General features: G+C 62.9%; 19 protein-coding genes and 2 pseudogenes. 14 read left to right on the top strand and 7 right to left on the bottom strand.

Annotation, left to right across the window (positions count from 1 at the left end):
* Nucleotides 1–35 precede the first annotated feature (35 nt).
* Nucleotides 36–1,214: an ABC transporter substrate-binding protein gene (locus ACNJX8_RS14565; RefSeq protein ID WP_439361183.1), complete on the bottom strand. Its 1,179-nt coding sequence runs from the start codon at nucleotides 1,212–1,214 to the stop codon at nucleotides 36–38.
* 562 nt (nucleotides 1,215–1,776) lie between these two features.
* On the opposite strand from ACNJX8_RS14565, the gene ACNJX8_RS14560 reads away from it, so the two are divergent.
* The gene (locus ACNJX8_RS14560) at nucleotides 1,777–2,070 is read left to right on the top strand and encodes a hypothetical protein (protein ID WP_439361182.1); all 294 of its coding nucleotides are present in this window, start codon (nucleotides 1,777–1,779) and stop codon (nucleotides 2,068–2,070) included.
* Nucleotides 2,071–2,335: 265 nt separating this feature from the next.
* Here ACNJX8_RS14560 and purU read toward each other — a convergent pair whose 3' ends face one another.
* Nucleotides 2,336–3,199: a formyltetrahydrofolate deformylase gene (gene purU / locus ACNJX8_RS14555; RefSeq protein WP_439361181.1), complete on the bottom strand. Its 864-nt coding sequence runs from the start codon at nucleotides 3,197–3,199 to the stop codon at nucleotides 2,336–2,338.
* A 140-nt stretch (nucleotides 3,200–3,339) separates the two neighbouring features.
* Here purU and ACNJX8_RS14550 point away from each other — a divergent pair, with 140 nt between their 5' ends.
* The gene (locus ACNJX8_RS14550) at nucleotides 3,340–4,179 is read left to right on the top strand and encodes a uroporphyrinogen-III synthase (RefSeq protein WP_439361180.1); all 840 of its coding nucleotides are present in this window, start codon (nucleotides 3,340–3,342) and stop codon (nucleotides 4,177–4,179) included.
* A gap of 112 nt (nucleotides 4,180–4,291) precedes the next feature.
* Here the strand turns inward: ACNJX8_RS14550 and ACNJX8_RS14545 are convergent, their stop codons facing one another.
* Together ACNJX8_RS14545 and ACNJX8_RS14540 are read right to left on the bottom strand one after the other, a co-directional pair.
* Nucleotides 4,292–4,972, bottom strand: coding sequence for a peroxiredoxin-like family protein (locus tag ACNJX8_RS14545; RefSeq protein WP_091891877.1), 681 nt, complete (start codon nucleotides 4,970–4,972; stop codon nucleotides 4,292–4,294).
* A 21-nt stretch (nucleotides 4,973–4,993) separates the two neighbouring features.
* A complete protein-coding gene (locus ACNJX8_RS14540) occupies nucleotides 4,994–8,326 on the bottom strand; it encodes an adenylate/guanylate cyclase domain-containing protein (protein WP_439361179.1) in 3,333 nt (1,110 codons plus the stop codon).
* Between the two features lie 292 nt (nucleotides 8,327–8,618).
* On the opposite strand from ACNJX8_RS14540, the gene ACNJX8_RS14535 reads away from it, so the two are divergent.
* The gene (locus tag ACNJX8_RS14535) at nucleotides 8,619–9,881 is read left to right on the top strand and encodes an MFS transporter (RefSeq protein ID WP_439361178.1); all 1,263 of its coding nucleotides are present in this window, start codon (nucleotides 8,619–8,621) and stop codon (nucleotides 9,879–9,881) included.
* Here ACNJX8_RS14535 and ACNJX8_RS14530 read toward each other — a convergent pair.
* Nucleotides 9,878–10,552 (bottom strand): Crp/Fnr family transcriptional regulator, encoded by a 675-nt coding sequence (locus ACNJX8_RS14530; RefSeq protein ID WP_128932714.1) that lies wholly within the window; start codon nucleotides 10,550–10,552, stop codon nucleotides 9,878–9,880. The genes ACNJX8_RS14535 and ACNJX8_RS14530 overlap by 4 nt on opposite strands.
* Before the next feature lie 292 nt (nucleotides 10,553–10,844).
* On the opposite strand from ACNJX8_RS14530, the gene ACNJX8_RS14525 reads away from it, so the two are divergent.
* From ACNJX8_RS14525 to ACNJX8_RS14500, 6 genes are all read left to right on the top strand, one after another.
* A complete protein-coding gene (locus ACNJX8_RS14525; RefSeq protein ID WP_091891866.1) occupies nucleotides 10,845–11,708 on the top strand; it encodes an ABC transporter ATP-binding protein in 864 nt (287 codons plus the stop codon).
* Nucleotides 11,705–13,636: a long-chain fatty acid--CoA ligase gene (locus ACNJX8_RS14520; protein ID WP_439361177.1), complete on the top strand. Its 1,932-nt coding sequence runs from the start codon at nucleotides 11,705–11,707 to the stop codon at nucleotides 13,634–13,636. Before ACNJX8_RS14525 ends, ACNJX8_RS14520 begins: the two co-directional genes overlap by 4 nt.
* A gap of 220 nt (nucleotides 13,637–13,856) precedes the next feature.
* On the top strand, nucleotides 13,857–14,750 hold the full coding sequence (locus ACNJX8_RS14515; protein ID WP_091891860.1) for a branched-chain amino acid ABC transporter permease: 894 nt from the start codon (nucleotides 13,857–13,859) through the stop codon (nucleotides 14,748–14,750).
* A gap of 3 nt (nucleotides 14,751–14,753) precedes the next feature.
* Complete coding sequence (locus ACNJX8_RS14510) at nucleotides 14,754–15,827, top strand: branched-chain amino acid ABC transporter permease (protein ID WP_091891857.1); 1,074 nt, start codon at nucleotides 14,754–14,756, stop codon at nucleotides 15,825–15,827.
* A gap of 43 nt (nucleotides 15,828–15,870) precedes the next feature.
* A complete protein-coding gene (locus ACNJX8_RS14505) occupies nucleotides 15,871–17,154 on the top strand; it encodes an ABC transporter substrate-binding protein (protein WP_439361176.1) in 1,284 nt (427 codons plus the stop codon).
* 160 nt (nucleotides 17,155–17,314) lie between these two features.
* Entirely contained in the window at nucleotides 17,315–18,154 is an 840-nt protein-coding gene (locus ACNJX8_RS14500; protein WP_439361175.1) for an ABC transporter ATP-binding protein, read from the top strand.
* A gap of 12 nt (nucleotides 18,155–18,166) precedes the next feature.
* On the opposite strand, the gene ACNJX8_RS14495 is transcribed toward ACNJX8_RS14500, so the two are convergent.
* Nucleotides 18,167–19,318 carry an AGE family epimerase/isomerase gene (locus tag ACNJX8_RS14495; RefSeq protein ID WP_439361174.1) on the bottom strand — a complete coding sequence of 384 codons (1,152 nt, stop codon included), beginning with the start codon at nucleotides 19,316–19,318 and terminating at the stop codon, nucleotides 18,167–18,169.
* A gap of 89 nt (nucleotides 19,319–19,407) precedes the next feature.
* Here ACNJX8_RS14495 and ACNJX8_RS14490 point away from each other — a divergent pair, with 89 nt between their 5' ends.
* The gene (locus ACNJX8_RS14490) at nucleotides 19,408–20,631 is read left to right on the top strand and encodes a phenylacetate--CoA ligase family protein (protein WP_439361173.1); all 1,224 of its coding nucleotides are present in this window, start codon (nucleotides 19,408–19,410) and stop codon (nucleotides 20,629–20,631) included.
* An 860-nt stretch (nucleotides 20,632–21,491) separates the two neighbouring features.
* Here ACNJX8_RS14490 and ACNJX8_RS14485 read toward each other — a convergent pair.
* Entirely contained in the window at nucleotides 21,492–22,052 is a 561-nt protein-coding gene (locus ACNJX8_RS14485; RefSeq protein WP_091891841.1) for a D-glycero-alpha-D-manno-heptose-1,7-bisphosphate 7-phosphatase, read from the bottom strand.
* A gap of 437 nt (nucleotides 22,053–22,489) precedes the next feature.
* Here ACNJX8_RS14485 and ACNJX8_RS14480 point away from each other — a divergent pair.
* The 4 genes and pseudogenes from ACNJX8_RS14480 to ACNJX8_RS14465 form a co-directional block, all read left to right on the top strand.
* A pseudogene (locus tag ACNJX8_RS14480) lies at nucleotides 22,490–23,308 on the top strand (YqaJ viral recombinase family protein).
* Nucleotides 23,292–23,642 carry a hypothetical protein gene (locus ACNJX8_RS14475; RefSeq protein ID WP_439361172.1) on the top strand — a complete coding sequence of 117 codons (351 nt, stop codon included), beginning with the start codon at nucleotides 23,292–23,294 and terminating at the stop codon, nucleotides 23,640–23,642. The pseudogene ACNJX8_RS14480 and the gene ACNJX8_RS14475 overlap by 17 nt, the downstream one beginning before the upstream one ends.
* Nucleotides 23,573–23,860 carry an ERF family protein gene (locus ACNJX8_RS14470; RefSeq protein WP_439361911.1) on the top strand — a complete coding sequence of 96 codons (288 nt, stop codon included), beginning with the start codon at nucleotides 23,573–23,575 and terminating at the stop codon, nucleotides 23,858–23,860. The genes ACNJX8_RS14475 and ACNJX8_RS14470 overlap by 70 nt, the downstream gene beginning before the upstream one ends.
* Nucleotides 23,861–24,798: 938 nt before the next feature.
* Nucleotides 24,799–25,497: pseudogene (locus tag ACNJX8_RS14465) on the top strand (O-antigen ligase family protein); the annotation flags it as partial.
* Between the last annotated feature and the right edge of the window lie 426 nt (nucleotides 25,498–25,923).

The following is a 25,923-nucleotide window of genomic DNA, read 5'->3' as shown; positions in this document are numbered from 1 at the left end:
CTCCCGCAAGCGGGAGAGGTGTGGAAAAGAGCGCGTCACTTCTTGGTCTTGCCGAGATCCTTGACGGCCTCGAAGGTCGCGAACTCGACATTGTAGAGCTCGCCGTCGACCTTCTCGACCTTGCGGATGTAGATGTTCTGCACGATGTCGCGGGTCTCGGGGTCGATCGAGATCGGGCCGCGCGGGCTCTCCCACTTCTGGCCCTTCATCGCCTCGATCAGCTTGTCGCCGTTGGTGTCGCCACCGGTCTTCTTCAGCGCTTCGTAGATCAGGTGCATGCCGTCATAGCCGCTCACGGCCATGAAGCCCGGACGGTTGCCGAACGCTTTCTTGTAAGCGGCAACGAAGTCCTTGTTCATCTGCGAGGGATGCGCCGCGGAGTAGAGATGCGCGGTGACCGTGCCGAGCACGGCGTCACCCATGTTGTTGAGCAAATCGTCATCGGTGACATCGCCGGGTCCGATCACCTTGATGCCGGCCTTGTCGAGGCCGCGCTCGGCATATTGCTTCATGAAGTTGCCGCCCTGCCCCGCAGGCACGAACACGAAGATCGCATCGGGCTTGGCGTCCTTCATGCGCTGCAGGAACGGTGCGAAATCAGGGTTTTGCAAGGGCACCTTGACCTCTTCGACCACTTCGCCGCCACCGGCGGTGAAGTGCTGCTTGAAGAAGTTGAGCGCGTCATTGCCCGGCGCGTAGTCCGAGGTCAGCGTCGCCACCTTCTTGATGCCGTTCTTCACCGCCCAGTCGCCGATGATGGTGGAGGACTGCGCCAGGGTGAAGCTGGTGCGCACGATATAGGGCGAACGCTCGGTGATGATGGAGGTGCCGGCCGCCATGACCACTTCCGGGATCTTGGCTTGCGTTGCGAGCGGCGCGGCCGCGAGCGCGGCGGGCGTCACGCCGAAGCCGGCGATGAAGTTGACCTTGTCGTTGACGATCAACTCTTGCGCGGCGGTCTTGGTCTTGTCGGGAATCGCGGCATCGTCCTTGAGGATGATCTCGATCTTCTTGCCGGCGACGGTGTCGCCCTTCTGCTGCATGTAGAGCTTGATCGCGTTCTCGATCTGCTTGCCGGTCGAGGCCTGGCCGCCGGTCATCGGCAGAATCAGGCCGACCTTGACGGCGTCATCGGCCTTGGCCGGAGCAATGGCAGCAAGGCCCGAGATGGCAGCCACCGCGGCGGCCCAAGAAAATGGTTTGCGTACGAACATCAGATCTCCCTCCCCTTAATTCCTGACTTTTGTGCCCTGAACCGAGTGCCCGGTCCTTGCCGCGCTTTAACTCGCGGACAAGCCATGCCGTGCGGCCACATGGCGTCCTCTGCAACCCCGTTGTCAATCGGACGCTGGGCGACCATTCGGCGCAAGCGCGCGGTCCCGTCGACGACAGCAGGGAGATTTGTACGATTGTACAAATAAAGTGGTCTTGTCAACGAAAAAGCCCTTCGTTGCTCAAGCCAGTTTGCCGCGAATTTGATGCGGCACTCTAAGAGGGCGCCACGGCAGCGTGATGGAGAATTCCGCCTCTCATTTGCAGAATTCGAACATCCCCGAATGCTTTTGCCGTTGAACCCTCCTAGCTTGTGAATACGCTATGTATACCATACCAGCTAGGATGGCCCTCAAGGGCAAAGTAAAACCTATTATAATACCTTCGTGTATACAAAAGAATCCGTCTTCGAATAGGCCAATTTTGCTTATTGAGGACTACAGTCCGCCGCTCGCGCCCGTTCGGCGTCCCATCACACGTGCCCGATCGGGCACGAACTAGAAGATGCTCATGCGTTTCCGTTCGCTTTCGATCGCTGCCGTCGTCGCTCTGCTGGCTTCGAACCTTGCAGGCTGCGGCACGGTCAACGAAAAGCTCTCCGCCGGCATGGGCGACTACGTCCCGCAATGGGCCGGTGGCCTGCCGGCCGACGCCCCGCCACGACCGGGCACGCCGCAATACGACGCCTACATGAAGGAGCGCGAACGCAAGCGGCTGCTGCCCGCGGCTGATCGCGAGAAGGAAGAGCAGGCCCAGAAGGGCGTGACGGGGACAACGTCGGGCAACGCGGTGCGTTAAGATTGTGCGCCCCTCTCCCCGCACGCGGCAGGGCAATCGTATACGGCGCTTTGCGCGACCTAAGCGCGCGCCTCGTCCTTCGAGACGACCGCTTCACGGTCTCCTCAGGATGAGGCTAAGCAGCATCGGCGCTTATTGAAACGAGTGCCACGCACCTGATCCTCATCCTGAGGGCCCGCCAACGGCGGGCGTCTCGAAGGATGGCCACAGGCGAAATTGGTCCCATGTGCGATTGCCCTGCCGCACGCGGGGAGAGGTGAACAATTCAATCCACGAACACCACGGTCTTGCGGCCGTTGAGGATGACGCGGTCGTTGAGATGGTAGCGGATCGCGCGGGCGAGCACGCGGCGCTCGATGTCGCGGCCCTTGCGGACCAGATCCTCCGGCGTATCGCGATGGCTGATGCGCTCGACGTCCTGGTCGATGATCGGGCCCTCGTCGAGATCGCGCGTGACATAATGCGCGGTGGCGCCGATCAGCTTGACGCCGCGCTCATGGGCCTGGTGATACGGCTTTGCGCCCTTGAAGCCCGGCAGAAACGAGTGATGGATGTTGATGCAGCGCCCCGACAGTTTTGCCGACAGATCGTCCGACAGGATCTGCATGTAGCGGGCGAGCACGACGAGATCGGTGCCCGTGCTGGCGACGAGGTCGAGGATCTGCGCCTCCTGCTCGCGCTTGGTCTCCTTGGTCACAGGCAGGTGATGGAACGGGATGCCGCCGAAATCGAGCCCGGCATAAACCTCGCGCGGATGGTTGGAGACGATCGCGGTGGGGATCATCGGCAATTCGCCGGTGCGCCAGCGATAGAGGATGTCGACCAGGCAGTGGTCGGACTTCGACACCAGCAGCATCACCTTGCGATGCGCGGCGCGGTCGCGCATCTGCCACTCCATGCCGAAACGTTCGGCGATTGCCGCAAAGCCGGTCTGGAGCGCCGACAGTTCCACGGCAAGATCAGCCGCGGTGAATACCACGCGCATGAAGAACTTCTTGGTCTCGACGTCGTCGAACTGCTGGGCGTCGAGAATGTTCTGCCCGTTGTGGGCCAGGAACGTCGACACCGCCGAGACGATGCCGGGGCGATCCGGACAGGATAGGGTCAGGACATATTGATGATAGGGCATGGCTCTTGATGAAGGTTTGGGCAAATGAAGCGGAACGACCCGCGATTTGCGCCCCGCTCTAGCACTGACCCACTCTTGCGCCAATCCCGGACGCAGAGTCAGGATGAACGTACCATTGCGATTTTGACCGGAGAACGCCCATGGCCGACCGCTTGAACGGCACCCGCATCCTGATCCTGGAAACGCGTGAGGAGGCGCAGTTTGCGAAGCTTCTGGCCGAGCAAGGCGCCGAGGTCGTGCAGTGCCCGATGTTCACCATCCAAGACGCGCCGGACCCGGCGCCGGTCGAGGCCTGGATCCGCCGCGCCATCGACAAGCCGTTCGACGACCTCGTGTTGATGACCGGCGAAGGCCTGCGGCGGATCATGAAGCTCGCCGTCGCTCGTGGGCTCGATCAGGCTCTCGTGGCAGCGCTTGCCAAATCGCGAAAATTCGCCCGCGGCCCGAAGCCTGGCAAGGCGCTGCGCGAGGTTGGCCTCGATGCGCAGCAGACCACGGAGAAGCCGACCACCGAGGGCGTGATCGAGATGCTGGGCAGGCTCGACCTGAAGGGCCGCCGTCTCGGTCTGCAGCTCTATCCGGACAAGGACCACAGCGCGCTGACCGGCGCGCTCGCCGCGCAAGGCGCCGAGGTCGATACCGTGCTGCCCTATGTCTACGATTCCAAGGCGGCAGATGCCAACATCGTCGCCGCGATCGACGAAATGGCCGAGGGGCGGATCGATTCCATCGCGCTGACCAATCTCGGCCAGGTCCGCCGACTGTTCGAGGCCGCGAAGGCGCACGGCAGCGAGGCACGCCTTCGCGCTGGGCTCGAACGGACGCTGATTGCTTCAGTCGGCCCGGCGGTCTCGGGCGAGCTCGCCGCGCACGGATTGCGCACTGACGTCTCGCCGGTGGAAGATCATTATTTCATGCGCCCACTGATCTCGGCGATGGCTGCGGCGTTCGCCGAGAAACGATCGAGGGTGGCGGACTAACCGCCAAGATGCCTAAAGCGCGATGAGATTAGGATGAATCGTCATCGCGCTTTAGGTTATTGTTTGAGCATGATCTTTCGGAAAACCGCTGCGCACTTTTCCGGATCATGCTTTAGCCTGCCACCTGCGAGGCGGCCGACATCAGCTCCTGTGGGCTCGGCGCTCCGAACATGCGCTGGCCGCCGCCGGGAACCTCGGTGAACGTCCAGCGCACGATCCCTTCCCGGTCGAGCAGGAACTGACCAAACAGCTGCCCCGTGCCTGTTGCCGCCATACGCTGGTCGGCTTCGGTCATCTCGTAACCGTCCTTCTTGTTGAGGTACTCCGCGGCTGCCGGCCGGTTCATCGGGCTGGGCAACTCGCCGGGCATATCCACTTGCATGCTCATGACCGCGTCCATGCCCACCTTGCGTGGCCACTCGGTTTCGTTCTCCGTGAACTCGATATTGGGCAGGCCGAATGCGCGGTGCGAGACCCGATCGGGGTCGGACGCGGCGAGCAGATTGGGCAATGGATGATAGCGGAAATAGAGCCGCGCCCGGTCGATCGGCGTGTTGACGACCGTGAGACTTTCGATCCCCTTCCCGCGCAGCGCGCCATCAAGCTGCGCCTGCGCCGCGATATGGCGCCGGCAGAACGGGCAGTGCAGGCCACGAAACAGGCCCACCAGTATTGGACTATGCCCGCGATAATCCTCGAGCGCGATCTTTCCTTCGCGTGTGATGGCGTCCAGGACGATGTTCGGTGCACGATCGCCCGGCTGAAGTGTTCCATCTACATGACGGTCTGACATGGTTGAACTCCCTCACAATGGCTAGTCAAGGAACGGCAGTACGATCAGCCCTGCGGGATCGAGCCCGTGCCGGGCGCAGACATCATGGGCCAGCGCGAAATACCGCTCGGCCTCGGGCATGTCGCCTCGATCAAGATTCAGCGTCGCAAGACCATCATAGCATGGAAACAGCTGCTGCGGCTCGCCGGTCTCGCTCGCCACCTCGATGGCCTCGTTGTAGCAGCGCGCGGCCATGTCGGGGTGGAAGTGGCATTGATGGATCTGCCCGAGCACGATCAAGGGTACCGGGAGATGCTCGCGCTGATCGAGCGCGCGGTCGATCTCGATCGCCTTTTCGGCAGCCGGCACCCCCTCCTCGGTACATCTGTCCGTGAAGGTGCAGCAAGCGACGGCAAGGTTGGCCAGAAGGCGCGCCTGGAAGCCGAGATCGCCGATACGATTCGCGACATCGAGGCCGCGCCGGCAAACCGCCATGGCTTGCGCCGGGTCGACGATCGTGTAGAGCACGCCAAGGTTGGTGTAGCCGCGGCACGCCACGTTGAGGAGGCCGGCGGCCTCGGCTGCCGCGACACTTTGCTCCACCTCCTTCACCGCCTCCTGGTGTCGCCCAAGCCGCGCCAGCGCAACCGCCTTGGTGTTGAGCGCCTCCGCAATGGCGCGCGCCGCCTCGAGACCCGCTTGCTCGTCCGCGTTCGCCGGCACCGACCGCGCGTAGCCGAGCGCTTCGTCCGCCCACCGCGCGGCGGCGACGTGATCGCCCACGCGAAACGCAAGACGGCCGCGCTCTTGCTGGAGATGAGCCCACTCCAAGAGATGTGCCCACTCGATCGGCGCGTCGGTCCCGCCGAGCCGTTCTGCCGCCTCGGCATAGCGCTCCTCTGCCCTGATGCGCTTGCCGGCGTCCCATAGCAATCGGCCGAGCTTGCGAAGAATGCGCGCCTCGCCGATACGGTCCCCGGCCGTGCGGTGCCCCTCCAGCGCGCTCTGATAGTGCTCCTCGGCCGTGCTTCGCCGGCCAACCGCGCGACTGAGGTCCGCGACGCGCTCGTACAGGATCAGGCGTTCCGGCTCCTGTTCGCCGGCGGTCGACAGCACGGCAAGGGATTGCTGGTAGAAGCGGATGGCATCGTCGTTGGCATAGCTCGCGCGTGCGCGATCGCCGGCCGCGCGCAGATAACGCGCGCCCGTTGGCTTGCTCGCGCTCAGGCTGAAATGGTGTCCGAGCTGGATGAGGTCTTCGAGCCGCTCCGGCTCGTTGCCATAGAGCCGCTCCAGCGCGGCACCAATGCGTCCATGGAGCTCGACCCGACGCTGCAAGAGCAGGTTCTGATAGATCACGTCCTGAAGCATGGTCTGCGTGAAGCGATAGGTCCGCAGCGTCATCGAGCTCGAGCCCGCGACCTCCTCGACGAGCTCGGCGTCGCACAGAAGTTCGAGCCCTGCTTCGACTCTTGCCGGCTCGGTTGCCGCCGCAACGAGAACAGCCGCATCAAAGCGCGGACCGATCACCGCTGCCTCCTGGGCCACGTGGCGCACCTGATGCGGCAACCGGTCGAGGCGCGCCAGCAACAACGCCTGAATGCTTGCTGGAATGTCGGCGGCGGCTTCGTCCGATTTCATCCGCCACTGCGCGCCGTCACGCTCCAGGGCCCCGCCTTCGATGAGGCCACGGATGATCTCCTCGAGGAAAAGCGGATTTCCGCCCGCGCGATCGAGGATTCGGCTGAACAAATGTCCCGGCGGTTCCCGCCAACCGTGACTGAAATACGCCGCGAGCAGCCTTCGTCCGTCAGCATCGCCAAGCGGAGGCAGCCGAATGGTCGTGTGACTGATCCTGCTCGAACCGAACTGATCCACCAGCGCTGGCCGATGTGTAAACAGCAGCATCAGCCGCGTCCGCTCCAGCCGGTCCATCAAGAACCGCAACGCTTCAAGCGACACCGCGTCGGCCCAATGCAGATCCTCGACGATGATCAGAAGCGGCGACAAGGCGAGGCGGCGTTCGAAGACGGTACGGATCGCGAAAAAGATCTGCCGCCGGAGCTGTTCCGGTTCGACGTGCCTGAGCACGGCGTTGGGATCACCAAGGCCAAGAACGTGCAGGTAGAGAGGCATCAGGCGATCGGCCTCCTCGGCCGCGAGGCCGAGCTCCGATAGCGCTTCCGCAACTTTCGTCTCTGCTTCCGCGGCGCCCGCCTTCTGTGCAATGCCATAGGCGCTACGCAGCACGGCGGCGAGTGCTCCGTAGGACTGTTCGCCGAGCGGCGAGCAGACCGCCCGTCGGATCGCCACGCCTGCGAAGCGATCCTCATCGCGGATGCGGGCGACGAATTCGTTCACCAGCCGCGTTTTCCCAATGCCCGCTTCGCCAACCAGCCGCACCAGTTGAGCCGCGCCGCCGCATGCGCGATCAAGGCTGCCGATCACGCGCGCAAGCTCGGCGTCGCGCCCGATCAGTGGTGCATCGAGGCCCAACGTGTCGAGGCCGCGTGCCGCGCGGGGCGTATCGAACGGTCCCTTCAGACGATGAACCAGAACGCTGCCCATCTTGCCCTTGAGCGAGATCTCGCCCAGCGAGTCATAGGAGAACGCATGCCGCGTCAGACGGTGGGTCAACGGCCCGACCAGCACCTCGTCCGGAGACGCCATCGACTGCAATCGTTGCGCCGTATTCACGGTATCGCCGGTCACCGAATAGGATTTGGCAACGCCCACGCCTAACCCACCCGCGACGACGTGGCCGGTGTTGATGCCGACATGGAGCTGCAACGGTGAACCGGCATAGGCCCTCGCGCGCTCGCTGAGGCGCGCCGTCCGGCTGATCATGTCGAGGGCAGCGCGGACCGCCCGCTCGGGGTCGTCCTCGTGCGCAGTCGGCGCACCAAACAGCGCGAGCAGCGCATCGCCGATGAACTTGTCCACGAAGCCGCCAAAGCTCTGCACCGCGGCCGTCAACTCCTCGAACAACTGGTTCTGAAGCGTCTGCATGACCTCTGGGTCGAGCCGCTCGCTCATCGCAGTGAAGCCGCTGAGATCGGCAAACAGCACGGTGATGGTGCGGCGGTTTGCTTCGCTATCGACATTGTCCGGTTGCGGTCGAAATGCGTGTTGAGCCGTCTGCAGGGGCGGTGGCGAGGACGATCTGATTGGGAGTGTCGCCGGGCTCGTCTGCGCCGATGTCTGTCCGGCGTCGTTGGTGGCCCCGCTGATGAGGGAGCCGCATTTCGGGCAATAGACAAAATCCGGTGCACATGGAAAGCCGCAGCCGGGGCACGCGTTCGGCTGCTTCGTGCCGCACTTCGGGCAGAAGGCAAAGCCGCTCTGAACCTCGAAACCACAACCCGAGCAGTTCATGGCTCAAGACCTCGCGGAAGCCGCGATGGCGCAATCTGCTGGCCCCTACCGAATGGGTCCCAGGATGCAGACCAGAATGGGCTCTGCGCGCCGGAAGAGCAAGCGGCGGTAGCCTACCTCTCAGTATGGGCGACGAAGCATGCTGCGGCCGCACTGGCGGACCGTACGTCGTCGGCAAAGCATGGTGGCATGCGGTAGCGTCAATTGACAGGGCCATCGCCGGGGCTACCCTTCCAAACAGAAGAACAAATAAAAGAAGGCAGGGAATCGCCGTGAAACCCGTCATCGCATCTTGAGCGCATCCGCACGACCTTCCGCGCTCGCGCCATTCCGCATCCGCAACTATCGCTTCCAGTGGCCGTCCGACCTGCTCACCTCCTGGGCGTTCGAGGTCGAGACGCTGGTGCTCGGCTGGTACATCCTGGTCGAGACCGGCTCGGTGCTGCTGCTCACCGTGCTTGCATCACTCCAGTTCGTCGGGACCCTGGTCGCGCCGGTATTCGGTATGATCGGCGACCGCATGGGTCATCGCGACCTGCTGGTCGCGATGCGTCTTGCCTACACGGTGCTCTCGTCGACCATCATGGTTCTGGCGTTGACCGGTCATTTGTCGCCGCTGAGCGTCATGATCATCGTCGCGATCATGGGCCTGATTCGCCCCTCCGATCTCGGCGTCCGGGGGGCGCTGCTTGCCGAGATCATGCCGGCGGAGCAACTCGTCGGCGCCATCAGCGTTGCGCGCACCACCCAGGACAGCGCCCGCATCGCCGGAGCATTGACGGGCGCCGGCCTGTTCGCCGTCCTCGGCATTGGCCTCGTGTATGTGGCGATCGCCTGTCTCTACCTCGTGGCCGTGCTGCTCATGCTCTGCCTGACCCGGCCGAAAAGGACCCTCACCACGAGCGATCTCCCGGCCAACAGCCACGCCATTTCCCGACTATTTGGCGACCTCAAGGAGGGGATCGTCTACGCCTGGAACGGCCCGGGAATGCGCGCGGCGCTGTGCGTCGCCTTCCTGGCCAATCTCACCGCATTTCCTTTCACCGGAGGATTGCTGCCCTACATCGCGCGGGAGATCTTTCAGACCGACCAGACCGGCCTCGGCCATCTCTCGGCGAGCTTCGCCGTCGGCTCGCTGACCGGCTCCATCACGCTGAGCCTGGTCGGCGGATTGCGCATTGCCCGGCTCCTGATCGGCGCGACGCTGGCCTGGTACGCCATGCTGCTGGTGTTCGTCGAGATCAGGACCATGCCGGTGGCGATGGCCTGCCTCGTCCTCGCCGGTATTGCGCAGAGCATGTCGATGATCTCGGCAGCCGTGATCCTGATGCGGACGGCCAGCGCACATCTGCGCGGTCGCGTCATGGGCGTCCGCATGATGGTGATCTACGGCCTGCCACTCGGACTGCTCGCGGCCGGCAGCCTGATCGATGTCATCGGCTACTCCGCGACGGGATCGCTTTATGCCGCCGCAGGCATCATCGCGATGCTGGCGATCGCGATCCGCTGGCGCGCCGACCTCTGGCCGGTGCACGCCCCCGCCAATGCGCGCTAATCCCCGTAACTGCGCAGCCGCTCGATAGCGAGGATGGTGACGCCGCCATATTCCAGCCGCAGCAGCCCCTCTTTCTCCAGCCGGTTCAACGCGCGGTTGGCGTTCTGGCGGGACATGCCGGAGAGCGCGCCGATCTCCTCCTGGGTGATCTCCAGATGCGCGGTCGATTCGGGATAGAGGATCGGGTTGAACAGCGAGGCGATGCTGCGGGCAAGGCGGGCGGTGGCGTCAAGCGTGCGGTTGACCTCGAGCATGCCGATGAACTGGCCAAGCCGCTCGTTGAGCTGGCGGACCAGGAAGCGGTTGAAGCCGACGCTGTTCTCGAACAGCCACATGAAGGCGCTGCGTTCCATCAGCGCGACCCGGCTGTCGCGCAGCGCGACCACGTCATAGCGTCGCGGCTCGTTCTTGAGCACGCTGCCTTCGCCGAACCAGGCGCCTGCCGTCAGCCCGGCAAGACTGGTCTCCTTGCCGTCGCGCGACACGCCGCCCATCCGGGCGAGGCCAAAGACCATACCGGCCCAATAGTCGAAGGTATCGCCGCGCATGAACACGGTCTCGCCGGTGCCGTAGGACCGCTCGCTGACTCCGGCGCGTGCGACCTCGATCTCGGCCTCCGTGAGTTCGCGCGACCAGGCGGCGATGCGCTTCAGATGATCCTCTGAAATCATGATGGAGAGGCCAGCCGCATCGTTTCGTCACTCCGCGCTTCTGTTGCACTGCAACACGATCACCTCGGCGGCCATCCGACGAAAGATGGACGCCGCACCCGCCCGAAAAACTTTGTCACCGAATTGTCAGGCCGAAGACATTTCAAAATAGCGCTTTCCCGTATTGAGAGCCACCTTGGGCGATGCGGCTTTTGATCCCTGATGGGAACGAAGGCGGCGCGGGGTCCGGTCGAGACCAATGGCTGCATGGCCTCACCGGGACGACCGTACTAGGATCGTTCGAAAACAACGGATGAAGAGCGCCACTGAATGCGCCATCACCGGGAGGGATTTGTTTGTGGCTAGTCTCGAAGTGCGCGGCGTGTCCTTGCGATTCGGTGGCGTCCGTGCGCTGACCGATGTCAGCTTCGCCATCAGGGAAGGCGAGCTGTTCTCGATCATCGGCCCCAACGGCGCCGGCAAGACCTCGATCGTGAACTGTATTTCCGGTCGCTACAAGCCGACCGAAGGCCAGCTCTTCTACCAGGGCCGCGACATCACCGGTTTGACGCCGACTGCCCGCGCCTCGCTCGGCATCGGCCGCACCTTCCAGAATCTGGCGCTGTTCCACCACATGAGCGTGCTCGACAACATCATGGTCGGCCGCCATCACCTGCTGAAGAACAATTTCCTTACGGGTTCGCTGTACTGGCTCACCGGCGCGCGCAAGGAGGAGCTCGAGCACCGCCGCAAGGTCGAGGAGATCATCGACTTCCTCGATCTCCAATCGGTGCGAAAAGCCACCGCCGGCACCCTCTCCTATGGCCTGCGCAAGCGCGTGGAGCTCGCCCGCGCCATGGCGCTGGAGCCGCGCCTCATCCTCCTCGACGAGCCGATGGCCGGCATGAACTTCGAGGAGAAGGAAGACATGGCCCGCTACATCGTCGATCTCAACGAGGAGTTCGGGATGACGGTGGTGATGATCGAGCACGACATGGGCGTGGTGATGGACATCTCCCACCGCGTCATGGTGCTGGATTTCGGCAAGAAGATCGCCGAAGGCGATCCCGCGGCGGTCCTCGCCGATCCCCACGTCAAGCGCGCCTACCTTGGTGAGGAAGACGAGGTGCTGGTCGATCCGGACGACGCCCCGCCGGCACAGGAGAGCGCGGCATGATGGATTACGCAGGACGCGTCGCGCAGGCCGACACCTATCCCAAGATGCTCCGGCTCAACGCGAAGGAGCATGGCAACGAGATCGCGCTGCGCGAGAAGGATCTCGGGCTCTGGCGCCTGTTCACCTGGAACGATTACCAGACGCGGGTGCGCGACTTCGCGCTCGGGCTCGTCGAGCTCGGCCTCGGCCGCGGCGACGTCATCGGCATCATCGGCGACAACCGGCCGGACTGGGTCGCGGCGGAAGTCGCGACCCATGCCGTTGGCGGGCTGAGCCTTGGGCTCTATCGCGACGTGCTGGACGAGGAGGCCGCCTATCTCCTGACCTATGGCGAGGCACGGCTCGTCTTCGCCGAGGACGAGGAGCAGGTCGACAAGCTGCTCGCGCTTGCCGAGCGCGTGCCGAAGTTGAAGCACATCATCTATTCCGATCCGCGCGGCATGCGGAAATATGACGATCCCAGGCTGATGTCGGCGGAAAAATTCGCCGAGTTCGGCCGCACGCGCGCCGCTCGGGAGCCGGAGCTTTACGACCGGCTCGTGAATGCAACCAAGGGCGAGGACGTCGCGATCCTCTGCACGACGTCGGGCACCACCTCACACCCGAAGCTCGCGATGCTCGCCGCCGGCCGCGTGCTCGGCCATTGCGCGACCTATCTCGCCTTCGACCCGAAGGGACCTGACGACGAATACGTCTCCGTGCTGCCGTTGCCCTGGATCATGGAACAGGTCTACGTACTCGGCAAAGGCCTGTTGTCCCGGATGAAGATCAACTTCGTCGAAGAGCCCGACACCATGATGAACGATCTGCGCGAGATCGCGCCGACGTTCGTGCTGTTCGCGCCACGCGTCTGGGAATCGATCGCCGCCGATGTCCGCGCCAAGGTGATGGACGCTACGCCGTTGAAGCAGCGCCTGTTCGACGTCGGAATGAAATCGGGTCTGGCCGCACTCGCGCAGGGCAAGTGCTCGGGTTTTGCCGATGCGATCCTGTTCCGCGCGCTGCGCGACCGGCTCGGTTTCACCCGCCTGCGCTCGGCGGCGACCGGCGGCGCGGCGCTCGGCCCTGATACCTTCAAGTTCTTCCAGGCGATGGGCGTGCCGCTGCGCACGCTCTACGGTCAGACCGAGCTGTTAGGGGCCTATACGCTGCATCCCGAGGGCAAGGTCGATCCTGACACGACAGGCGTACCGATGGCCGACAGCGTCGAGATCCGGATCGACAATGCCGACGTCCACGGCGTTGGCGAGATCGTGGTGCGGCACCCCAACATGTTCCTCGGCTATTACAAGAACCCCGAGGCCAGCGTCGCTGACATCAAGGATGGCTGGATGTGTTCCGGCGATGCCGGCTATTTCAACGAGAACAGGCAGCTCGTCGTCATCGACCGCATCAAGGATCTCGCCGAGACCTCGCGCGGCGAGCGCTTCTCGCCGCAGTTCATCGAGAACAAGCTGAAGTTCTCGCCCTATATCGCGGAGGCCGTGGTGCTGGGCGCCGGCCGCGACGCGCTCGCCGCCATGATCTGCATCCGCTACTCCATCATCTCGAAATGGGCGGAGAAGAACCGACTCTCGTTCACGACCTACAGCGACCTCGCCTCGCGGCCTGAGGTCTACGCGCTGCTTCAGAAGGAGGTCGAGACCGTCAACGCCACGCTGCCGCCTGCCCAGCGCATCTCACGCTTCCTGCTGCTCTACAAGGAGCTGGATGCCGACGACGGCGAGCTCACCCGCACCCGCAAGGTGCGCCGCGGGGTCATCAACGAGAAATACGCAGGGATCATCGACGCCATCTACCGCGGCGATGCCGACATCCCCGTCGACACCGTGATCCGCTTCCAGGACGGCACCACGCAGCGCGTGCGCACGACGTTGCGCGTGGTGGATCTGGGCGCGCATGGGCACATGGCGGAGGCTGCGGAGTGAGCTCGCTTCCGACCCAGCGCGCGATGCCAACCGATGCGCCCTCTCCCCTTGTGGGAGAGGGCATCTCCGCAGCCAACCACACCCTCACTCGGGTGAGGGATCCTCTCTCCACACCGTTGCTGCCGAGACGACCCCTCACCCGTCTTCGCTTCGCGAAGCCACCCTCTCCCACAAGGGGAGGGGGGAAGAGCGCGCCGGATTTGTCAGCGAGCATATCTGCATGAACACCGCCTTCCTCTTCCAGCTCCTGGTAAACGGCCTCGTGGTCGGCACGCTCTATGGCGTGGTCGCGATGTCGTTCGTGCTGATCTACAAGGCGACGCAGGTCGTCAATTTCGCGCAGGGCGAGCTGCTGCTGGTCGGCGCATGGGTATGCTGGGCGCTGCTGGCAAAATACCAGGTGCCGTTCTGGATCGGCATGCCGATCACGCTGGTGTTCATGTTCGTGTTCGGTATCGCGGTCCAGGTCCTGATCCTGCGGCCGATGATCGGCGAGCCCATCATCTCGGTCATCATGGTGACGATCGGCCTCTCCACCGTGCTCCAGGCGACGCTGAAATGGATGTTCGGCGTCAATCCGCAGCCGTTCCCGCGCGTGTTCGAGAGCCAATCGGTCAGCCTGTTCGGCCTCCAGATCCAGACCGTCTACGTCATGAGCCTCGTGGTGTCGGTCGCGATGATGATCGGCATGGCATGGTTCTTCCGCGCCTCCAAATATGGCCTTGCGATGCGGGCCACCGCATTCAACCAGCAGGTCGCGCAGTCGCTCGGCATTTCCGTGAAAAGCGTGTTCGCGATGGCCTGGGCGATCTCAGCGACGGTGTCGGCCGTCGCGGGCGTCGTCGTTGCAGTCGTGAACGGCGTATCCTCGGGCCTTGCGGCCTACGGCATAAAAGTGTTTCCGGCGGCGATCCTCGGCGGGCTCGATTCCGTCGGCGGCGCCGTGCTCGGCGGCATCATCATCGGGCTACTCGAAAACGTCGCGCAATATGTCGACAGCGAGTACCTGCACTGGGGCAATCTCTACGAGATCGCGCCGTTCTACGTCCTCATCATCGTGCTGATGATCAAGCCCTACGGCCTGTTCGGCACCCACGACATCGAGCGGATCTGACCCATGGCCGGCCCTGCCCTCATCCCCGCTGGTGATTTCCGCACCACTTACGCCGCGGACACCACGATCTTCCCGACCACGACCAGCCGCAATTTTGCGATCGCCGGCGTGCTGCTGCTGTGCCTCGCACCGCAATTCTTCAGCGGCTACTGGCTCAGCATTTTGATCCAGATCGGCATCTTCTCGATCGCGGCGTTGGGCCTCAATATCCTGGTCGGCTTCACCGGCCAGATCTCGATCGGCCACGCCGCGTTCTTCCTGCTCGGCGCCTTCACCTCGGCCTATATCTCCAACAACGCGCCGATTCCGGTGTTCTTCGCAATCCCGCTCGCCGGCATCGTCACCGCGCTGGTCGGGCTGATCTTCGGCATTCCGGCGGCGCGGCTGAAGGGGCTCTATCTCGTCATCGCGACGCTGGCCGCGCAATACATCCTGCTCGACTTCTTCTCGCGCGCCGAATGGTTCTCGGGCGGATCGGTGCCGGCGAGCGCCGAGCCGTTCTCGATCTTCGGCTACACGCTGCGCGGCGACAGGCAGTATTTCTACGTCGTGCTGGCCTATGTGCTGGCGAGCTACATCCTCGTCACCAATCTGATGCGCACGCGGGACGGCCGCGCGCTGGTGGCGATCCGCGACCATTATCTCTCCGCGGAGATCATGGGCATCAACCTCACCAAGTACCGCACGCTTTCGTTCGGGCTCGCCGCGTTCTTCGCCGGCATCGCCGGTGCGCTCTATGCGCATTACCAGCTCGTGGTCTCCCAGGAAGGATTCGGCATCGAGCGCTCGATCCTGTTCCTGGCCATGATCATTATCGGCGGCACCGGCTCGATCATGGGCACGCTAATGGGAACCGCCTTCGTGGTGCTGTTGCCGGAATCGATGGAATTCCTCAGCCTGCATTTGAAGGGCGGCGCGATCGACAAGGCGCTCTCGCTCAACACCAACATCACCTTCCTGCGCGAGATCGCGATCGGGGTGATCATCATCGCGTTCCTGATGTTCGAGCCCGATGGGCTCGCGCATCGCTGGCGGCAGATCAAGGCTTATTGGAAACTCTACCCGTTCTCGCATTGAGCGCGGAAACTTCACTTAAACAATAACAGGAGGAACCGACCCCATGACGATGAAGTCCCTTTTGAGCACCGCATCACTCGCGCTTGCGATCGCCGCATTCTCGGCAAGCGCGCAGGCGCAGATCGCGCTCGGACATCTTGCCGATTATTCCGGCGGCACCTCCGACGTCGGCACGCCCTATGGACAGGCCGTCGCCGATACCTTCGCCTGGGTCAACAAGAACGGCGGCGTCGGTGGCAAGCAGCTCAACGTCGACACCAACGACTATGGCTATCAGGTGCCGCGGGCGATCGCGCTCTACAAGAAGTGGTCGGCGCCGGACTCGAAGGTCGCTGCGATCATGGGCTGGGGCACCGCGGACACCGAGGCACTGACCGGCTTCCTCGCGCAGGACAAGATTCCCGACATGTCCGGCTCCTATGCCGCCGCGCTGACCGATCCCGAAGGCGTCAGCGGCAAGGCAAAGCCTGCTCCTTACAATTTCTTCTATGGCCCGAGCTATTCGGATTCGCTGCGCGCGATGCTGATGTGGGCGGCCGAGGACTGGAAGGCCAAGGGCAAGTCCGGCAAGCCGAAATTCGTGCACATGGGCGCCAACCATCCCTATCCGAACGCGCCGAAGGCCGCCGGCGAAGCCATGGCACAGGAGCTCGGCTTCGAGGTGCTGCCGCCGCTGGTGTTCGCGCTCGCGCCGGGTGACTACAGCGCACAGTGCCTCAGCCTGAAATCTTCGGGCGCCAACTACGCCTATCTCGGCAACACCGCGGCCTCCAACATCTCGGTGATGAAGGCCTGCAAGACCGCGGGCGTCGAGGTCCAGTTCCTCGGCAATGTTTGGGGCATGGACGAGAACGCCGCCAAGACCGCGGGCGATGCTGCGAACGGCGTGATCTTCCCGCTGCGCACCGCTGTGAGCTGGGGCGGCGATGCGCCCGGCATGAAGACTCTGATGGAGATCTCCAAGATGTCCGATCCCACCGGCAAGGTCTATCGCCCCGTGCACTACGTCGCGGCCGTCTGCTCGGCGCTGTACATGAAAGAAGCGCTCGATTGGGCCGCCAAGAACGGCGGCGCCACCGGGGAGAACGTCGCCAAGGGCTTCTACCAGAAGAAGAACTGGGTGCCGGCCGGGATGGACGGCGTCTGCAATCCCTCGACCTGGACCGACAAGGACCACCGCGGCACGCTGAAGGTCGACCTTTATCGCACCAAGGTCTCAGGTGCGACCGACGGCGACCTCAACGACCTCATGGCCAAGGGCACGATCAAGCTCGAGAAGGTCAAGACCGTCGAACTGCCGCGCAAGCCGGAATTGCTGGGGTGGTGAGCCCCCGCATTCGCTCCCCACACAACTGTCATCCCCCCTTGTGCGCAACGCGCACTGGAGCGGGGGATCCAGTACGCCGCGCCCTCTCGGGGAACGTGTTCGGCGACTCTGGAATACTGGGTCACCCGCCTTCGCGGGTGACGACAGCGGAGAAGACTGCATGACCCAGACCGCCGAAGCAACGCGCCCCAACCCCAGCATCGTGCCCGCCCCGCCCCTCCTCAGCGTGCGCAACATCGAGGTCGTCTATGACGACGTTATCCTGGTGCTGCGCGGGCTCAGCCTCGATGTGCCCAAGGGCGCGATCGTGGCGCTGTTAGGCGCCAACGGCGCCGGGAAGTCGACGACGCTGAAGGCGATCTCGGGCCTACTCAAGACCGAGGACGGCGAGGTCACGCGTGGCGAGATCCTGTTCGAGGGCGACCGCATCAACGGCATCGATCCCGACAAGATCGTGCGCCGCGGCATCTTCCAGGTGATGGAGGGCCGGCGCATCGTCGCCGACATGACCTCGCTGGAGAACCTCAGGCTCGGCGCCTTCACGCGCAGGGACCGCGAGGTCGATGCCGACCTCGACATGGTCTTCAACTACTTCCCGCGCCTGAAGGAACGCACCGGCCTTGCCGGTTATCTCTCCGGCGGCGAACAGCAGATGCTGGCGATCGGCCGCGCGCTGATGGCGCGTCCGAAGATGATCTTGATGGACGAGCCGTCCATGGGGCTGTCGCCGCTGCTGGTGAAGGAGGTGTTCTCGATCATCCAGAAGATCAACCGCGACCTCGGCGTCACCATCCTGCTGGTCGAGCAGAACGCGCGCGCCGCACTCTCGGTGGCGAGCCACGGCTACATCATGGAACAAGGCAAGGTCGTGCTCGATGGCACCGCGGACGAATTGCGCGACAACGAGGACGTCAAGGAATTCTACCTCGGCGGCGCCGGCGACCAGCGCAAAAGCTTCAAGAACCTCAAGAGCTTCAAGCGGCGCAAGCGCTGGCTGTGATCCGCAACGAGCCTAGCCCAGCACCTGTTCCGCTTCCGTGACTGCGCAGAGAACATGATAGAACGACGACGCAGGAATGGTGTCGATCAGCGATTTGCCGTCGCGGTCGAACTGATCGTACCAGCCGCCTTTCACGGGATGGCTGAGATAATGCCGTTCGAGCCTCGCCAGCGCTGCGCGCGCTTCACCCGCCGCACCCGCCTCGCCGGACTCGGCTTGCGCGATCCACGCCTTCGCGATCTCAGTCTGCGGCCACAGCCGACGCGTGCTGCGGCGGATGTTGCCGGCGTCATCGCCCACGTCGATCAGGCAGCCCGTAGCCTCGTCGCAGTAGCGCAGCGAGGTCGCCAGCAGTTCGGCACGCCGCTGCCCTGTCGGGCATCCCGTGATGCGCTCGAAACCCTTCAGAAGCCAGACCCATTCCGCCTGGTGACCCGGCTCGACGCTGATCGGCTCGATCTTCGACCAGTCTTCCTCGAAATACTCGCCGAGCACGCACTTCCGCTTGTCATAGAGATTGGCGAGGAACAGCGCAAAGAACTCGCCGGCGCGGTTCTGGAACGACAGATCGTGGGTGGCGTCGAAGCACGCGATCATTGCCTCGAACAGATGCATGTGCGGGTTCTGTCGGCGCGGCAGCGAGACCGGAAGGCCTTCGTGCACGCCACCATGCGGCGAGCGCAGATGGCCGTCGAGGAAGGCAAGCAGCGCGTCCATCTCGGCGCGGACCTGCGCATCCTGGTCGAGCGCGTAGACCGTCGCGAGGGCAAACAGGATGAAGGCGTGATCGTACGCATCGCGCCGCGCATCCAGCACCGCCCCCTCCGGCGTCAGCCGGTGCACATAGCCGGGCCGGCCGTCGGGCGCCTTCGCTTTGGCCAGCAGATGCTCCAACCCCTTCAGCGCGATGGCGCGCCCCTCCGGATACCAGCCCATCTGTGCGGCCTTGGCGTAGCAGTAGATCTGGCGCGCCTGCACGAACACGCGCCGCGGCGCGGCCACGTCCGCCCTGCCGTCACGGTGCAGCCGGTCGATGAAACCGCCCGTGGCGTGATCCCAGCCGACGGTCGACCACAGCGGCAGCGCCTCCTCGATCATGCGGCGTTTCAGGCGCGCGGCGACGTCCGTCGCCTCGTTCGCCGCAATAATTCCTTCGTCCGCCATCGCGTCCCCTTCAAGCCTCGCCAATGGCCGTCTGATACCGATGCCAGCGGCGGCGTGCAACGGACCATGCCAACTCCGAAAGATCAGCCATGACCGCCCATTATGACGCCCTCGAGACGCGCGACCAGGGCGCGCGGGAGGCCGAGCTATTTTCCCGGCTGCCGGAGGTCCTGCGCGGCGCGATGGCCGCTCCAGCTTATGCCGAGCGGCTGAGGGGCCTCGACCCCGCCTCAGTGCGGTCTAGAGAGGCGCTGGCGAGCCTGCCGGTGCTGCGCAAATCGGAACTGCCGGCGCTGCACAAGGCTTCCACGCCCTTTGGCGGCTTCGTGGCGGCCGCGCCGGGGTCGTTCGCCCGCCTCTTCACCTCCCCTGGGCCCATTTTCGAGCCGGAGGGACGCCAGGCCGACCCCTGGCGCGGCGCACGGGCGCTGTTCGCAGCCGGGTTCCGCCCCGACGACATCGTGCTCAACACCTTCAGCTACCACCTTACCCCGGGCGGCTTCATCTTCGATGCATCGGCACGCGCGCTCGGTTGCGCCGTGATCCCGGCGGGTCCCGGCAATACCGAACAACAGTTCGAGCTGATCGAGGCTTACCGGCCGGTCGGCTACAGCGGCACGCCGGATTTCCTGAAGATCCTGCTCGATGCCGCGGCAAGCGCCGGCCGTGACGTCTCCTCGATCAAGCGCGCCCTGGTCTCGGGCGCGGCGTTTCCGCCCTCGCTCCAGGCCGAGATCAAGGCGCGCGGCATCGACGCCTACCAGGCGTTCGGCACCGCCGATCTCGGCCTGATCGCCTTCGAGACCGAAGCCCGCGAAGGCATGGTCGTGAACGAGGACTTGATCCTGGAGATCGTCAAGCCCGGCACCGGGGATCCGGTTGCGCCGGGCGATGTCGGCGAGATCGTCGTCACCTCGCTCGACCCGCACCATCCCTGGATCCGGCTCGCGCTCGGCGACCTCACCGCGACCCTGCCGGGCGTCAGCCTGTGCGGACGCACCAACATGCGCATCAAGGGCTGGATGGGCCGCGCCGACCAGACCACCAAGGTCAAGGGTATGTTCGTCCGGCCCGAGCAGGTCGCCGAGATCGGCAAGCGCCATTCCGAGCTCGGACGACTACGTCTCGTCGTCACGCGCCAGGGCGAGACCGATGCAATGACGCTGAAAGCGGAAACGACGGCTGCGAGTGACACGTTGCGCGAGGAGATCGCCGCCACCTTGCGTGCCGTGACGAAGCTCGGCGGCAACGTCGAGCTGGTCAGCCCCGGCGTGCTGCCGAACGACGGCAAGGTGATCGCGGACGAACGGTAAATTGTCTGAACACACCCTATGAACCACTGTTTTGCCCGACGACGCAAAGTTTAATTTCGGTTTTTTCGATGCGCCGCTGCGCGTCGCCGGCCGCTCGATGCCTCGTATAGTCGCTCCCCGCCGAAGTGCCGATCCAAGTAGCTTGGTCGGCTATCTCAGACTAGAATCGGGCCGGTGAGGAACCTCATCGGCGGGCCGGGATCGACGCAGGTTCGGCCGCACCATCGCGTAGAGTAGGAAAAGACCGATGGTGATGACCACCGCCAGCAGGGGAAAAATGTAGTTCATGCAGCGTCCAAGTCTTCGAACTAAATGCTAGCAGTGATGCATATGCTGTCCAATCGGGATGCTATTCTCCGGCTTGAGCCCGAACTGTTGAATTCCTGCTTCGCAGCTTGAGGTCTTCTCCGTTGTTCCGCTTCATGCGTTTGAGCCCTCGCCGCTGCCGCGACAGGGCAGCCTTCTCATAGCGTTCCAAGCTCTGCAGAAGCCTCATTTGTTTTTTTCAGCGCCCTCGATCACAGCTAAGATCAGACCTAGCCGAGGAGCTCGCAGGCGATCCTGTCGATTCCTGGCTTGAGCCAGATCTTGAAGCGCGATCTCCATACCCACGCCTTTTTGAACTCCTCCGCAAACACTGCATCGAACCCGGCGAAACCAGAACCATCGGAATCGTCCAACGAGATAAACGATGCCGATAAGCGTTGCGGCTCGATATTGCTTTGCCAGCACTTGTTTGCGGGCCGGTACTCTTCGCTGCGTTTGCACGACTGGCTTCGATTTGTCGCTTTGACGCCAACTTCCCTCCTTGATCTCGCTAGCTAGCAATCGACCGATCCGTCGACCGTGAATCGACGCCATCAATCCTCTGTTCCCGCAACTCCGCGATGCGACAGTAATTGATGAGGATCGTGGGACCAAACCGTCAACAGCGGGGCGATGAAGGTATGGAGGTTAGACCCATCAAACAGATAGGCCGCGATGCCGGCCGCCTGCGCTGCAGCAAGGTCGCTCTGCTTATCCCCGATCATGAAGCTAGCATCGATATCCACCGGGTATCGCTCAAGCAGAGCTCTAATCATCCCCGGCTGCGGCTTGCGACAGTTGCAGACGACACGGTATCGCTCGATCAGTCCATCGGGGTGGTGTGGGCAGAACTCGAACGCATCGATATGCGCACCACCAATAGCAAGCTCACGCGACATCCATTCGTGCAAATTGCGAACATGCCGCTCCTCGTAAAAGCCCCTCGCAATCCCTGATTGGTTCGTTACGACAAACGCAAAATACCCAACGTCATTGACTGCCTTTACGGCTTGTTGGGCTCCTTCCACCCACCGGACCTTGTCCGGATCAAAAGCATAGCCGTCGTCCTCATTGAGGACGCCATCACGATCAAAGAAAACTGCTGGACGCTTCAAAGCCCACTTACCCACGTTCGGAGGAATACTGCTGATCTTCCGACAATCACTGCTACATTTCAACAAGTCGCGCGGTTGGACAGGATCCTTCTCTGCGCCGCGCCTCTTGCATCCAGCTGTTTGCTGTTGAAGCGTAAATTGGCTTCGTTTTGTCGCTTTGATGCTGGTCCGCCTCCCGTTGTCCTTGCCCTAAGCGCGTGAGAACAAGAGCCATTCCTGCCGCTAAGACGAGCAATAAGATTGCTGCAGAAAAGACTGGCATTCCGGTGCGATTGGAGCGTTACTGAGTCGGCCGAGCGCCAACGCCGACCATAGCGCCGGTATCTCGCCTCGCGGACGCGGGGCTTCGGGCAGTGCGGCATTTAAAGCCGCTTGTTCTTGCGTAGGAGATACCGGTGACTACCGTTCAAACGAATGGCGCAGACGCGCCAAATCATATCATCAGGTTCAACCCGAACGACCGCCGCCATTTCATCCGCGGTTCAGACGCCCGCATCATCATGGGGGATGATCAAGAGAGCTTGATCCGCCTTTGGCGCGAAAAACGCGGCGAAGCGGAGCCGCAGGATCTCTCAGACAATTTGATCGTTCAGCTCGGCACCATGACGGAGGTCTTGAACCGCGCCTGGTACCAGCGCGCAAGCGGTCACAGGGTCAAGGACATCCAGAAGCGTGTTCGCCATCCCGTGCACAGATGGATGGCCGCAACGCTGGATGGGACCATCGAGCAGACCGGCGTCCTCTTCGAAGCCAAATTCATGCTGCCTTGGGCCTTCACGGAGGAGGCGGCGGCCGAGAAGCATATGGCTCAGCTGCAGCACGATATGTGGGTCATCGCCGCCCGCAATGGGTGCTCTCGATCATCACCGGGGGCGGCAAATGGGTCGAGATCAAGATCCACGCCGACCCGCTCTACCAGCATCTCCTCCTCGCTGCCGAGAAGAAGTTCTGGCTCTGCGTCCAGAGCGGCGAGCCGCCCGTTCTGTTCAACATCGAGACGCCCCGCCCAAAGGCTGGAGGCCGTTAAAGTCGTCGATATGTCCACCTCCAACCAATGGGCCGAACTGGCAGCTACCTATCTGCGAACCCGAGACGCGCACGGGCAGCATGAGGCAGCGAAGGCCGACTTGAAGAAACTCATGCCGGAAGACGCCAAGGAAGCGACCGGGCACGGGATCAAAGCCAAGCGCTCCAAGTCCGGCGCGGTCAGCTTTGAGGCCGAGGCGACGGAGGGACCCCATGCATCAATCCAGTGAGCGCATCGGGACCATCGCGGGAGCCCTCGCCCGGGCCAAGGCCGAATTGACGAATCCCGAGAAGACCCTGACCGCCGTGATCCGGTCGCCATTCCCGCGGGAGGAAGATCGAACCTTCCGCTACGCGTCGTTGGTCTCCGGCCTCGACATCGTCCGCAAGACGCTAAGCCAGCAGGAAATCGCCACCATCCAGACCACCCGGATCGAGCAGATCACCGGCCAGATCCATCTGACCACCCTGCTTGCCCACCCTCCGGAGAATGGATTTCCTCGGATCTACCGGTCTGTGCCTCGAAGGACGTCGAAGCGCCGCACCGGATGGGGGCAGCGCTGACCTATGCCCGCCGTTATGCCCTATTCGCCCTCGTTGGAATTGCCGGGGGGGAAGACGATTTGGATGCGCCTGATGTCATGGCGGGGCCTCCGGCGGCCCGCGAGCCTCAGAGCCCGCCGGGGCCGAAAGGAAAGCCGCCTGGGGGCGTCCTGAACCGGCCCCCAGTGTGTCGCCCGAACGCTCCGCCGAGCTCCTGGACCGGCTCTTGGGCGAGCTAGCCTTACAGGAGGGCGGCGACGGACTGCTCGCCTTGGGCAAAGATCAGCCTTCCTCTCAAGAACACCTTTGTCGAGGCGGGGCAGACCAGCAGCCTATGTCAGCGGCCGCACGGTCTCAACCCTGGGAACATCCTTCAGAAACATCCGGCGACGTTCACGCGCACTCCAGGCTGCAATCTTCCGCGATGTTGATCCGCAATCCGCGATTGAATGTCTGCTCGTTATCGACATCGCTGAGTTATCTTGGGAAATCCAGCGCTATCGGGTACTGCGTCACCGGCTACTAACGACGTACCGCCAGAAGGCAATCGAGATAATCCTCCGCCGCATTGATGTGGCAGGCAACTCTCCCGAATTGCGAAGAGTTGCCGAATTCTACACCGTTCAGAATGCATCAGCTGGACCCGAACGCCGCAGCTGACATCGACGCCCGTCTTCAAGCCTACGGGTTCGACCAACACGCCGTCAGCATGGAAGCTTATGTTCAGGCACGGGAGGTCCCTCTCATTGTTCGAATCACTACTCAGTGGGGCGCAGCTGCGGCGGTTGTCCCTATTGAAAGAGTTCAACGCGTTTCGCGAAAACAACAACGTTGAGGCCACCTTCGCAACGCGGCCTCGTTCCTCGAGAAAGACCGCGCTGGCAGGTCACCAAGGAACGTAGAGGGCGACGAACAATGCTGTTGCAATTAGAAAGATTAACCAGAGTAAGCTCTTGACGGATACACGAAGATACCATCCGCCCTGGTCTGAAATTCCTTCGGAAACCATTGGAATTGCACTTGAAGATGCCCTTTTCATCCACCCCACCGCGTTGGCTGCTCGCCTTGGCCGCCTAGCCATTCCGACGATCGCGCTGGCCTCAAGAGCAAGCCTATATTGTTCTGCTCGTATTGCCCGTGCTGCTCTACCATTTCGAACGCTCGCAGCGCGGGCTTGGTCAACATGGCCTTCGTCGTGGTCTCCCGCACCGCGTTGGTCACCGTGCCAATCATGATAGGTATGTTTGGTTTGCTTCATTTAAGGTGGCGCAGCATCGCTATCATCTCCGTCTCGCTGCTCGCCTTAGCCGTTATCGCTTGGCACGTCTCACCGCAACTGCGCAAGACGGCCGATACCTTTTCGCAGGATTACCAGCTCTATATGGAGAAGAGCGTACCAACATCCATGGGAGAGCGTCTAGAATATTGGCGTTATGCCGTCCAGTTTTTCAGGCAGGCTCCACTAAAGGGACATGGTACCGGCTCCTCGCAGGGACTATTCGAGAGGGCCTCGAAAGAGCCCTCATGGGTTCCAGGTGTCAGGATGTTTCCGAACCCGCATAACCAGACGCTGCATGTGGCTGTGCAATGGGGCATAATGGGCATCGTCGTTCTATACGCGATCTGGATACTACATCTGCTGCTGTTTCGTGGTGACGGACTAGCCTACTGGATCGGTCTGCTGGTGGTAGTACAGAACATCTTCACCTCGTTATTTAACTCCCATCTCTTCGATTTCCACGAGGGCTGGATGTACGTCATTGGAGTGGGTGTTGCCGGGGGCATTGTGAACCGCGCGCAACAGAAGGCGACGAAAGTGGGGGAAGCTCGTTCTGAATTATCGCCGCGTGGCGACTCTGGCGTAGACCGCTCATAAGTGCGATCGGCTTGAATCTAACAAGAAATTATCCGTCGGCGGACGAATGTCATTGCTCACTTCGCTAAGGCAGCGCGAAATCCCCAGCCCCTTTATGTTGCTTCGAAATGCGAATCTGAGCTGCGTCCTGATGTAGCCGCGCCAGTTGGCATGATCGTCAATGCGGCCCTTCCTCGAGCCCGCGCGCCCCACGGCCGACGTCGAGGATCTGCTGCATACCCGTACTCGGTCTCGCGGTGGCGCTCCCTGGGGCGGTCAAAAAACACGGCGGGCTTCATCTTGCAAATGCCGTTGAGGTCCAGCCTCTAGATCTGACTGGCGCAAAAAACCGCGGACACGCGGCTGAGGCATTGCGTGGCGCATCTCAGATGGCGCCGGAGAAAGTATCAATCAAAATCACGCATCTCGTCCGGGCTGCCGTCCCTG

Origin of the sequence: Bradyrhizobium sp. SPXBL-04 (genome assembly GCF_051853035.1) — a bacterium.
Taxonomy (GTDB): domain Bacteria; phylum Pseudomonadota; class Alphaproteobacteria; order Rhizobiales; family Xanthobacteraceae; genus Bradyrhizobium; species Bradyrhizobium zhanjiangense.
The sequence above is the reverse complement of the archived record's forward strand: the minus strand, read 5'-3'. Positions and strand labels throughout refer to the sequence as shown.